Genomic DNA, 12,314 nt, shown 5'->3' with positions numbered 1-12,314 from the left:
TGAGGGGCATTTTTTTACGAAATAATGCTTTCAGACTTAATGCCGTTCTCTATGGAAGACATCATATCGTTAGGAAGAATCAGCATTAAATCCTGTTTTGACAATTTTGTATGGCGGCTCATTAAACGAACGGCCTGATTACGAATTGATTTTTCAATAAGGTTCCGGACAAGTCTGGCATTGCTAAATACCGGTTCGCTAATCTTTTCATCAAGAATGATTTCCCTAAGTCTCCTGCTTGCTGCATCACTCAGCGTATATTCTCTCTCATTTACCATCTTGTTGGCGATCAGAATCAATTCATCGAGCGTATAGTCACGGAACACAATTTTGATTGGAAAGCGCGAAGGCAGCCCTGTGTTCGTTTCCAGGAAGTCCATCATCTCGTCAGGGTACCCGGCAAGAATGATAATGAGATCATCCTTTTTGTCTTCCATCACTTTGACAAGGCAATCTATCGCCTCTTTACCAAAGTCCTTCTCTCCCCCGCGAGCCAGGCTGTAAGCTTCATCAATGAATAATATGCCCCCCATTGCCTTCTTAACCAATTCTCTCGTCTTCTGCGCTGTATGGCCTATATATTCTCCAACGAGATCAGCTCTTTCAACTTCCACCAGATGACCTTTGCTCAACAAGCCCATTTTTTGAAAAAGTTTCGCGACAAGACGAGCAACAGTGGTCTTCCCTGTTCCCGGGTTCCCTTTAAACAACATATGGAATGACTGGGAACCTATTTTCAAACCGGCTTCGCTGCGCATTTTTTCAATTTGAAGAAACGCATAGATCTCATAAATAAGATCCTTAACATTCTCTAGGCCGATCATAGAGTTTAGCTCGTGAAAGATATGATTGATGGATTCATGCTCTGGGTGAACAGGTGATTCCTTGATTTCCTCTACTGCCCGTTTTTCCTCCTCCTGTGCTTTAAAAGTAATATTCATACGGGAATCGTTAATGGTTATTTGTCTAAGGCTCCCGCCCAAAGAAATCACCTCGCAACAACAAGTTTGTGATTGCTCAAGCTCTGAAGGTGGGCTTCGTTTACCTTACCTCCGAAATTGTTCGATTTGCCCGTTTAACAAGTTCATATTATCGCGAATGAATGAGTCACCTTCTTCCTTGGTAGAAACACTTCTTTCAGGGTATAAATCGGTATACTTAAAGGATATTCCGTGCAGCGCCCTTGCGACCGAAGTTCACCTTAGTAACCTGTCTCCAGATCGTCGCTTTGCGGCCGTCAGGCGCCTCTCCTTGCTTCTCGCCTGTTTCAAAAGAATGAACAGTCTATTCCAATATATTCTATTTACTGCCTGCTTATTAGAAGTTTCTTCTCATAGGACACCTATTGCGATTAATACCCGGTCTGCTGTCCATTTCGTATAGGCCAGCACTTCCCTGCTCTTGTGTTTGATCATGGGCAGAACAGTAGATTTCGTCAGTGAAATTGTAGGTTGATTGTAACCAAGCGTTTTTGCTACTTCCAATGCTCTCGTCCCGTGATAATCATGAGTTATGATAATGGCTGTGTTCCATCCGTGCTTTTCCATAATATCTTGGCTATATAGCAAATTTTCATATGTGCTCGTGGCTGCATTCTCCAGAACTATCCGCTCCTCAGGAACGCCTTCGGCGACAAGAAAGTTTCTCATTCCTTCCGCTTCGGTATATGTATATCCGGGCTTATCCAAGCCGCCTGATACGATGAAAGTGTCAAAACGACCTTCATGATATTCCTTCAATGCATGCTCAAGCCGTTCACGAAGGCCGGGGCTAGGATAATCTCCCCACATGGAAGCTCCCAGAATTATGCCAACATCGGCACGATCCGCAGGATTGCTGACCGGGTGTTCGATTTTCCAATACACATAACCCACCCATAGAACTCCGATTACAACAAGAGAGAGCAGGGTATAGATCCCTCGTCGATACCATGCTCTCTTCTGTGTGCCTGCTTGAGGCAGACTCTTATGTATTACTTGTTTTTGACGCATGATTACTTCCTCCTGAATTCTCCGTTATGAAATAACTGGTCACGATGCTTCAGAGACATCATAAAGTAAGGGAATTCATGCGCGTCGATAGCCCTAAGCAAATTTCGTGCAGTCACCTTGGCAAGCCTGTAATCATCCCTGGTAATATCATGTCGGTGCAAGGCATCCTCAAGCTCATCTTCATCCAGCAGGAACACTTCTCCATTCTTAACCACCACCACGTCCAGATACAGATCATCAAACCATGGAACGCCTTGGTCCGTTACCCCTTGTTTCTTGCAAATATCGATGTACCATTGCACGATATTTCGCTTGTCGTCAAACATGGCCGTAACGATAAAGTGGCTGTCCTTTGGATAATACTGCAGCCATGAGTACCCCTTGTCCGCAATTCGGTAAGTATGATGGCCATACGTCTTCCACAAAGGTTCCTTTAGACCATAAATGGTATATAACGTTAAATAGCCAGTAAATTGCTCACCTTCCACATAACGGGAAGTGAAGTGTCTGCGGGTGATACGGCGCCAATTCGCCCGGTCTCCGAATTTACGTTTCATGGAACTTTTCCTCCCCATTCGTATTCCCAGCTTACCACATTTAAGTTTCACACTCAAAACAAAGAAGCCTCCGCATGTATGCGGAGGCTCTGATTCATTATGGGCTCTCTTGAGACCCTTCAGATTCGTTCGGGGTATCAGGCGGCACTACAATCGTTCCCGGTACTGTAGTAACATTGCCAGAATCCGAGCTGTCGTCCCCGGCTCCAGCGTCACCATTGTCAGATCCATCTCCTGATCCATCGGATCCATTGCCAGCACCTTGATTACCATGGCCATTTTCGGCTCCGTTCCCCTGTTCAGGTGGATTTGCTCCATTGCCATTGCCATTGCCGTTACCATTGCCATGATTCCCGGAATTCTCACCATTCCCGTTACCTTGATCGCCAGGACCATTGCCGTTTTCATTCCCTTGATCTAATCCAGGAGGAAGCTCACCTTGCTCGTTATTGTCTTCACCCAACGGAGGTTGCTCCTCCATATCTCCCGGATCCGGTTCTAGGTCTTCAGGCGGCAGTTCCTCCGAGACGGCCACGATCTGAATGATGTTCGAAGGTTCCGATTCCTCATTCGTTGACGGATCTATCGCGGTCACATAGTAATTATAAGCTAAGCCTTCCATAGCACTCATATCCTCAATGGAAGTACCGCTGAGGGCATCCAGAATCGGTGTATATCCCTGCTCCGACGTTTCCTTACGGTATATACGGTATTGAATGTTATTGCCTTGTACAGCATTCCAGCTCAGCGATACCGTTTGAGACTGCCCATTATAGGAACCGGTCAATCCGCTGACTGCGCCTAATTCGGTTTCTACAACGGGTGGTGGCGTCGGCTCCGCATTCGGGAAGCTCTTGGCTGCGTAGCCCTGAACAGCCTTCTCCATCACTTTACCCCAAAGGGAAGCCGAAATAGAGCTGCTTCGTTTCAGCAGATGCTGCCGGTCAGGATTATCGTAGCCCATCCACACGGCCGCCGTCAGCTCAGGCGTATATCCGACAAACCATACGTCACGGTTCGAGTTGACGCCCTTGAATCCACTTTGTGTGGTCCCCGTCTTACCAGCAACCGGGCGGCTGATTCGAGCATTCTTACCCGTTCCTTCCTCTACAACGCGGCGCATCATATCTGTCATTTGTGAAGCTGTCGCAGCGCTCATTACACGCTTTCCTTTACTTCCTTTGTTCTCATACACAATCTTGCCTTTGCTGTCCTTGATCTGTTTGATGGCAAACGCCTCTTTGAATTCCCCGCCATTGGCAAAGGCGCTGAAAGCTTGTGCCATCTCAAAGGTGTTCGTACCCGTATTCATGCCGCCAAGGGCCAAGGACAAGTTCGCATCTCCTTCGGTCATCTTGATGCCAAGGCTTTGAGCGAAGTCAAAACCGGTTTTTACACCGATTTCATTGAGCAGCCATACGGCCGGAATGTTCTCGGATCGCTGTATCGCTTCCGGCATACCGATCGTCTCGGAATATCCATGCAAATTGTTTGGACAATAATTATTTCCAAAGCACTGTTTCTTGTTGCTAAGTCTTGAATCTTTCGTAAATTTGCCAGACTCCAGCGCTGGTGCATAAGATACGATCGGCTTCAAGGAGGAACCCGGCTGACGACGGCTGTCGGTAGCCCGGCTAAATCCGCCGCGCGTATACTCCCGACCTCCGACCATGGCGACAATGCCACCAGTTTCCTGGTTCATGATGACCATAGAGCCCTCTACTGGCACATCATCTGGGCTTTCCTCAAAGTTGGCCGGATTATTGAATTCTTCTTCCATTGCCTTTTGGGCGTTGACGTCCATTGTTGTGTAAATCTGATAGCCACCAATGTTGATATCATCTTCAGTTAGGCCAAGTGTCTCCTCAGCCTCTTCCATAACATAGTCAATAAACGCCGTATACTTCTGTTGTCTTTCAGGCGGCGTATAGGTATAGTCTACTTTCTTGGCTTTAGCTGCCTCTTCTGCCGTAATATAACCCTGCTGCTCCATCAAGGTCAGCACAACCGCCCGGCGTTCTTTGGAAAGCTCAGGGTTCTTAAGCGGATTATAACGGGACGGCCCCTTCGGCATGGCCGCGAGTGTTGCGATTTCCCATAAGTCCAGGTCTTTCAGATCCGATTTACCGAAATAACGCTGAGATGCAGCCTTGATGCCGTAATACGGCCCTCCAAAGTTAATCCGGTTCAAATACATCCCCATGATTTCTTCCTTGGAATGCTGACGTTCGAGCGCCAGTGCAATGGACATTTCTGTCGCTTTACGGAAGAATGTTTTATCCCTTGTCAGGAATATATTCTTCGCCAGCTGCTGCGTGATCGTACTTCCGCCCTCCACCATGGAACGCGCCATGATATCTTTTACAGCAGCACGGCCGATCGACCACATATCCACACCGTTATGCTCCATAAATCGTCTATCTTCTGTAGCTATAAATGCCTGTACTAATTTCTCAGGAATATCCTCGTAGTCCACCGGTTCGCTCTTCTGAAGGGAAAGTTCGCCCATTAGCGTGCCGTTGCGATCATACACTTTGGAAGTTCCATAAGCGCTAAGCTTATCCTGATTCTGGTCCAGCAGCTTCTCACCACTGATCAGGATGAATAAATATCCTGCGAGTGCGCAGAAGATCGCAATGACGGCCGTGAAAAACAATGCCCATGCTATGCGCTTCCCCCTGCCTTTTTTCTTCTTTGTATTCGGCTTCGTCTTTTTCGATGTCTTAGATTCATCTTTATTTTTATTCAATCGCGACATCTGATTATCTTTTCCAGCCATATGTCCCCCTCCTTACTCCCTCTCGGGATAAAGCTTCTTACTCAAGTCCAGCATCCGGAAAGAAAAGAACAACCTTCTCAGGTTGCTCTCTGCACTCCTATAAACACTTAACGAATTATAAACAAAAAAGTTTCAAAATAATCAGCTTGCTCTCTATGAGTCCATTCCAATGTCTATTGATCGCTGTTGTTATCCTGCATCAGGGACACATTACGCTGCGGCATGAACGTGGAGATCGCATGCTTGTACACCATTTGCTGACGGCCGTCGCTGTCAATTACGATGGTAAAATTGTCAAAAGCTTTGATGGTTCCACGGATTTGAAAGCCGTTTGTAAGGTATACCGTGGCCGGAATGTTCTCTTTACGCAGTTGGTTCAAGAACGTGTCTTGGATGTTAATGGACTTGTTCATTAGCCGTACCCCCAATGGTTCAATTAGATTGTTTTGAAAATATATTCAAGATTTCAGTGAAACTTTCCTGCTATTATAGCACGGATTTTTTGATAGTTTGCAGAAAAGTTTCCAGAGTCGGTGACATCAACCCACTCAATGTCTTTCATGTGACGAAACCAAGACAGCTGCCGCTTAGCGAATCGGCGTGTATCGCGTTTGAGGAGCACAACAGCCTCTTCGTAGCTGCACTCGCCTGAGAGGTACGATACAATTTCCTTGTAGCCCAGCCCTTGCATGGATACTAGTCCCGGAGCAAACCCTTTGTCCATGAGTGCTGCCACCTCATCAACAAGTCCTTGGTTCAGCATAAGATCAATTCGCTCTTCAATACGGTTATATAGCATTTGCCTGTCCATTGTCAAACCGACCAAGCACAAGTCGTAAGCAGATTGCTTCGTTTGGGGCGCCAGCTGGGCCGAAAGTGGGATGCCCGTCAGATGGAATATTTCCAAAGCACGAACGACGCGGCGTAGGTCATTAGGATGAAGCCGCTCGGCACTCTCAGGATCAACAGTCACGAGTTTCCTATGGAGGGCTTCAGCTCCGTACTCATTGGCGAATCGAAACTGCTCCTCCCGGAATGCCTCGTCTGCTCCGCTCTCACTGAACTGATAGCCATAGCACACAGACTCCACGTAAAGCCCGGTTCCCCCGACAATAAAAGGAAGTTTTCCCCGATCCTGAATCTCCTTAATCAACTTCTGGCTTTGTTCCTGAAATTCTGCCACTGAATATGGATGATCGGGATCATGGATATCAATGAGATGGTGAGGAATACCTTCCATTTCTTCCCGAGAAATCTTGGCCGTGCCAATATCCATGCCCCGGTATACCTGCATTGAGTCGCCGGAAATGATTTCACATCCGAATTCTTTTGCCAGCTCGATACTCATTTTCGTTTTACCTACTGCTGTTGGCCCGATAAGAACAAGCAGTTTCGGTTTGGTTTCATCTGTCAATGGAAATCACTCCGTACGTTATTTTCGATTTTCCCCGTTCAGGCATGGTAAAGCCAAGCCGCTCAAACTCTCCGCTGGACCTGGCTTCCTTCATAACAACCGTTTTACGGGCAACCCGGACCGCTTCCCTCACACTTTCCGTATCCAGCGGTTCTCCATTTGCATAATGTCTAAGCGGATTAATGGATGCCGAATCCGTGATCGGTTCACGGAACATGGGGTCAAAATAGACAATGTCTACGCTTTTATCGGGAAGTGATTTCAAATATTCCAAATGGTTGCTGTGCCTCACATCGATTCGTCTCATCGCTTGATCACTAGCCTCCAAATGGCTTTCATAGGTCCGAAGTCCTTCTTTCAAAAGCGCATATAAAGGCAGTGAGCTTTCCAGCGCAGTGATTTGGCTGTTCTCCCCGCCCTTGCCCGAAAATACCAGGGAATCGGCTCCAAGTCCTGCTGTGCAATCGAGTACGGAATCACCCTTTTCCATGCCGGAAGCCTCCAGCATGGGGTCAGGTTTACCACTAAGCACGCGTTTCAATCGGACAAAACCCATACTTGGATGAAATTCCATGACCGATCCGTCCGGTCCGCTTAGACGTACATGCCCGTTTAATACGACCAGCACGTCGTCATCTCCATATCTGCGGGCTAATTTTCGCAATGAATGACCGCTGCGCTGGACATAACGGCAGCCGGTTTCCTGGGCTAAATTCTGCGCGCGCTCCACAATATCCGGCGCTTCCGCTTCTCCAGTTGTAATAATCATGAAGGTCCTCCTTGCTGTTACATGACGCGCTTAAACATTTTCTCCAAATCATAAGCCGAGAATGATACCACAATCGGTCTTCCATGCGGACATGTATAGGGCTGACGGCAGGCGCCCAAACGCTGAATCAGCGTCATCGCCTCCTGCTCCGTCAGCTTCTGATTGGCTTTGATGGAAGCCTTGCAAGAGCACATAATCGACGAGGATTCTCTCAGCTTGGCGATATCAATATTGCGTTCATTCAGAACCCATTCAGCCATCTCCTCGATAATGGCCTTCTCTTCCCCCTTAGGGAACCAGAATGGATGGGAACGCACTAGGAAGGTATTCCCCCCAAAGGACTCCATATATACGCCAACCTTTTCGAACCAGTGCAGCCGTTCCTTCACCTTCTCCGACTCTGAAGACGTAAATTCCAGCGTAATCGGCAGGAGCAGCTCCTGGGAAGCGTCTGCCGGGTTGCCAAACTGTTCATAGTAATACTCATAATTAATCCGTTCATGCGCTGCGTGCTGATCAATCAGATACAGACCAGTATCATTCTGCGCAATCAGATAAGTACCGTGATGCTGACCGATGAACGCAAGCTCCGGGAAGGGCGGTATTTCGGGAACCGGCCCCGAGGCTGCTTGAAGCCATTCTCTGGTGACGGCGGGAATCCCCGCATTCTCCCTCGCTTCCTTGCGGTAATCGCTCCGGTAGGTAGAAGCAGCAGCCGTTTCCCGCATTTGCGAATTGGATCCAGCAGGTCGATCCACATAGGAACGAGTCTCCCCATTCGCAGGCCATGTGTCGGCTTTGCCCTGCGATAAGGATGCAGATGACATCGGGAAGGTTGTATTTCCTGTAGCGGATCGTTCACTGTTTCCAGCTTCCTGTATGCCGCGGACTTCATCATTGCGGGACACAGGAGCTTGTACCCTCGCGCTCGGAAACTGCAGCTGCTCCTGAATAAAAGCATTGTCGCTTTGGCCAATATTCTGTTTGGCCGGGCGTGGAATGAGCACTTCCTGTTGTAATACCTTGCGAATTTCTTCCTCAACCAAAGCGAAGAGCTCCTGCTCTTTGCTAAATCGGACCTCAAGCTTCGAAGGATGGACATTCACATCAATCAACGAGGGGTGCATGGACAGATGCAAAACGACGAGCGGAAACCGGTTTATCGGCAGCAGCGTGTGATATCCCCTCAGCACCGCCTGCGCCAAACCGTAATTCCGGATATATCTCCCGTTAATGATAAGTGACATCCCGTTCCGGTTGGCTCGTGTATAGTCAGGGCGGCTGATATATCCGCTCAGTGTGTAATCCATATTCTCTGCAGCTATGGGAAGCATCGATTTGGCTGATTGGGTACCGTATATAGCTGCGATTACCTGTAGGATATCGCCGTTTCCCAAGGTCTGGAGCAGCGAGTTTCCATTATGCCGAAGCGTAAATGCAATATCCGGACGGGAAAGCGCCAAACGGTACATGTAATCCGAAATATGTCCCAGCTCAGTCTGAATCGTCTTCATATATTTCAGCCTTGCCGGCGTATTGTAAAACAATTCCCTTACGAGAAAATCGGTTCCTCTCGGGGCGGCAGTCTCTTCGTTCACACGCAGATGACCGCCCTCGATTTCGATCTTCCGTCCGCGGCCATCCTGAGCATTTGAAGTTACAAGACGCACCTTCGAGACAGCGGCTATGGATGGCAGCGCCTCGCCTCTAAATCCGAGACTGGTAATTTGAAACAAATCACGTCCCTCAGCAATTTTACTCGTTGCATGGCGGTAAAAAGCCGTCTCGCAGTCTTCCGGATCCATACCCGCGCCATTATCCGTAACGCGAATACTGTCCAGTCCGCCTTCTTCAACGGATACATCGATCTTGGTACTTCCCGCATCAATGGCGTTCTCAACAAGCTCCTTGACAACGGAGGCAGGCCGTTCCACCACTTCTCCGGCAGCAATCTGGTTCGCGATATGCTCGTCCAAAATCCGTATAATTCCCATCGTTCCTACCTCCGTTCTATTCCCTAAAATTTACATATCCTTCGCTTGAATCTTCAGCTCATTCAGAAATTGCATGGCCTGAAGCGGCGTCATATTCATGACATCGGCACCTTTAACGGCCTCAATTATGCTCCTTACGGCAGGGTCCTGGACGTTTTCTTGCGGTATGGCATGCTGATCCTTGCCAATCTTGGCATTTCTAGGTTCAGGCTCCTCCTCACCGAATATAGAGAGCTGCACCACCCCGCCTCTCCCGTCAGGCGTATCCAAGCCGCCGCCAGAAGAGAGCAGACCTTGTTGGCGCTCATGGACGGATTCCACACTTTTTTGGCCCTCTGCAAGTTGCACAGACGAACCTCGATGCTCTTCCTGCATGGCAGAGGAGCCTTGTTCTGAAGCCACTGCGGCCAGCGAAGCCATTTCCAAGCCCTGCAGCAGGCCATAAGCACGTTCAATAATGCTTCCAGGCAAACCCGCCAATCTTGCGCAATAGATACCATAACTGCTGTCAGCCGCACCAGGCATCAGCTTCCGAAGAAAATGCACCTTGTCCCCACTTTCCTGAACAGCCATGGAGTAATTCTTCAGACCGCCAAGACTCTCCTGCAGATGGGCAAGCTCATGAAAATGCGTGGAGACCAGCGCTTTGCAGCCGATATGATCGTGTACGTATTCAATAACGGCTTGGGCAATAGCCATGCCTTCACTTGTAGAGGTACCGCGTCCAAGTTCATCGATGATGATCAGGCTGCGCGGCGTGGCCTTTTCGGTCATAACCTGGATATCGGCCATTTCTACCATAAAGGTGCTCTGGCCGCCAATTAGGTCATCCGCCGCCCCTATGCGCGTGAAAATACGGTCCACGATCGGAATTACCGCTCGTTCTGCCGGAACAAAGCAGCCGATCTGGGCTAAAATCGATAACAAAGCGACCTGCCGCATGTACGTGCTTTTTCCGGCCATATTAGGTCCGGTTATCAGCAGAATGGACGAGCCATCCTTGCATAAATCCGTTCCGTTTGCAATAAACGTAGAATCTTTCATGACCGCCTCAACGACAGGATGACGGCCGTTTTCCACGATATAGTCGTAACCGTCGCTCAATTCAGGCTTCACAAAACGGTATTCCGCACTAACCGCAGCCAATGATTGATAGACGTCAATCTCTGCTATGCGCTCTGCGAGCTTCTGCAGCCGGCTTACCTCCATGTTCAGCTTGTCCCGAAGCTCCGTAAACAGAGCATATTCCAAGTCAACCATCTTTTCCTGCGCTTCCAGGATCAGACCTTCTTTTTCTTTCAGTTCAGGTGTAACATAACGCTCTGCATTGGCTAAGGTCTGCTTGCGCTCATAGCGGCCTTCCGGCAGGGACGACAGATTCGACTTGGTCACCTCAATATAATAGCCGAACACTTTGTTATAACCGATCTTCAGAGACTTGATCCCGGTAACCGCGCGTTCCTTGGCCTCGAGTTCCGCGATCCAGCGTTTGCCGCTGGTGCTCGCTTCCCGAAATTCATCCAGCCGTTCATGGTATCCAGGCTTGATGATGCCCCCGTCACGCACAGACACCGGCGGCTCATCCACAATTGCATTCTCGATCAGTTCGCACAGATCGTCACAAATATCGGTATCCGCAGCCACACGCCGCAGCGTCTCAGAAGAGGACTGCGCACAAAGCTCTTTCAATGATGGGATCTGCCTCAGCGAGAGCTTGAGCGCATTCAAATCCCGGCCATTTGCACTGCCAAACGCAATCCGGCCAACCAGTCTTTCGAGATCGTAAATCTCCTTAAGCGCCATCCGCAAATCTTCACGCAGTATGTACTGGTTATATAAATGCTCAACAGCCTCCAGCCGCTCCTCGATCCGGCTTCGTGACAACAGCGGTTTATCGATTCTACGCCGCAGGAGTCTGGCTCCCATGGATGTTTCCGTACGGTCTAGAAGCCACAAGAGCGAACCTTTCTTCGAGCGCTCACGCACCGTCTCAACCAGCTCCAGATTGCGTCTTGTAAACGGATCAAGGACCATGTATTGCCCAGGTTCGTAAGAAGCAATCTGGGTCAATTGTCCAAGTGACCGCTTCTGCGTCTCGCTTAAATATGAGATTAGCAGGGAAATGCAGGCTCTACGTTCTTCATCCAGGCGAGCCCAGGCCGGTTCTCCGAATTGACTACGAACCAGCTGGTCCTCTCTGCGATCCCAAGCCGTGTACACGATGTTCCGGCTGCCCGGGAGCGCCTGTGACGAGATGATATCGAGAAGCGAGGCATCTCCGATGATCTCGGAAGGCTCATAGATACCAATCTCATCCCGGAGCCATTCCTCAGACGCCGGAACCGAGGTTACATAAAGCTCGCCCGTCGACAGGTCGCATGCCGAGAGAGACATTAACCCCCCAGCCTCTGTGACGCACACCATGTAGTTATTAGCTTTATCCTGGACGGATTTGCCGTCCATGATGGTTCCCGGTGTTACGACTCTGACAATTTCGCGCCGCACCATGCCTTTGGTAACGGATGCGTCCTCCATCTGCTCACAAATCGCAACCTTATAGCCTTTTTCGATTAACCGCTGTATATAACCTTCTGCGGAATGATAGGGCACACCGCACATCGGTATTTTCTCGGATGCGCCGCCCTCGCGGCCAGTCAACGTAATCTCCAGTTCCTTCGATGCCAGGATTGCATCGTCAAAAAACATTTCGTAAAAATCACCCAAACGGAAAAAAAGAAACGCATCGCGCGCTTGTTCTTTAACGTTCAAATATTGTTCAATCATCGGCGTATATTTAGCCATGACGTACC

General features: G+C 49.0%; 9 protein-coding genes. All 9 read right to left on the bottom strand.

Annotation, left to right across the window (positions count from 1 at the left end; genetic code table 11):
• Positions 1-14: 14 nt before the first annotated feature.
• The gene (locus tag ABEQ74_RS13745) at positions 15-983 is read right to left on the bottom strand and encodes an AAA family ATPase (RefSeq protein WP_430122739.1); all 969 of its coding nucleotides are present in this window, start codon (positions 981-983) and stop codon (positions 15-17) included.
• 348 nt (positions 984-1,331) lie between these two features.
• A complete protein-coding gene (locus ABEQ74_RS13740) occupies positions 1,332-1,991 on the bottom strand; it encodes a YdcF family protein (RefSeq protein WP_430122738.1) in 660 nt (219 codons plus the stop codon).
• Between the two features lie 2 nt (positions 1,992-1,993).
• Positions 1,994-2,548 carry a DUF402 domain-containing protein gene (locus ABEQ74_RS13735; protein ID WP_430122737.1) on the bottom strand — a complete coding sequence of 185 codons (555 nt, stop codon included), beginning with the start codon at positions 2,546-2,548 and terminating at the stop codon, positions 1,994-1,996.
• A 97-nt stretch (positions 2,549-2,645) separates the two neighbouring features.
• The gene (locus tag ABEQ74_RS13730) at positions 2,646-5,327 is read right to left on the bottom strand and encodes a PBP1A family penicillin-binding protein (protein ID WP_430122736.1); all 2,682 of its coding nucleotides are present in this window, start codon (positions 5,325-5,327) and stop codon (positions 2,646-2,648) included.
• Positions 5,328-5,500: 173 nt separating this feature from the next.
• On the bottom strand, positions 5,501-5,740 hold the full coding sequence (hfq, locus tag ABEQ74_RS13725; RefSeq protein ID WP_053493835.1) for an RNA chaperone Hfq: 240 nt from the start codon (positions 5,738-5,740) through the stop codon (positions 5,501-5,503).
• A gap of 53 nt (positions 5,741-5,793) precedes the next feature.
• Positions 5,794-6,741, bottom strand: coding sequence for a tRNA (adenosine(37)-N6)-dimethylallyltransferase MiaA (miaA, locus tag ABEQ74_RS13720; RefSeq protein WP_430122735.1), 948 nt, complete (start codon positions 6,739-6,741; stop codon positions 5,794-5,796).
• Entirely contained in the window at positions 6,731-7,510 is a 780-nt protein-coding gene (locus tag ABEQ74_RS13715) for a class I SAM-dependent methyltransferase (RefSeq protein ID WP_430122734.1), read from the bottom strand. Before ABEQ74_RS13715 ends, miaA begins: the two co-directional genes overlap by 11 nt.
• A gap of 17 nt (positions 7,511-7,527) precedes the next feature.
• The gene (gene mutL / locus ABEQ74_RS13710) at positions 7,528-9,504 is read right to left on the bottom strand and encodes a DNA mismatch repair endonuclease MutL (protein ID WP_430122733.1); all 1,977 of its coding nucleotides are present in this window, start codon (positions 9,502-9,504) and stop codon (positions 7,528-7,530) included.
• A gap of 30 nt (positions 9,505-9,534) precedes the next feature.
• The gene (gene mutS / locus ABEQ74_RS13705) at positions 9,535-12,306 is read right to left on the bottom strand and encodes a DNA mismatch repair protein MutS (RefSeq protein ID WP_430122732.1); all 2,772 of its coding nucleotides are present in this window, start codon (positions 12,304-12,306) and stop codon (positions 9,535-9,537) included.
• Positions 12,307-12,314 lie beyond the last annotated feature (8 nt).

The organism is Paenibacillus solani, assembly GCF_050475945.1.
GTDB classification, from domain to species: Bacteria; Bacillota; Bacilli; order Paenibacillales; family Paenibacillaceae; genus Paenibacillus_AQ; species Paenibacillus_AQ solani_A.
The sequence above is the reverse complement of the archived record's forward strand: the minus strand, read 5'-3'. Positions and strand labels throughout refer to the sequence as shown.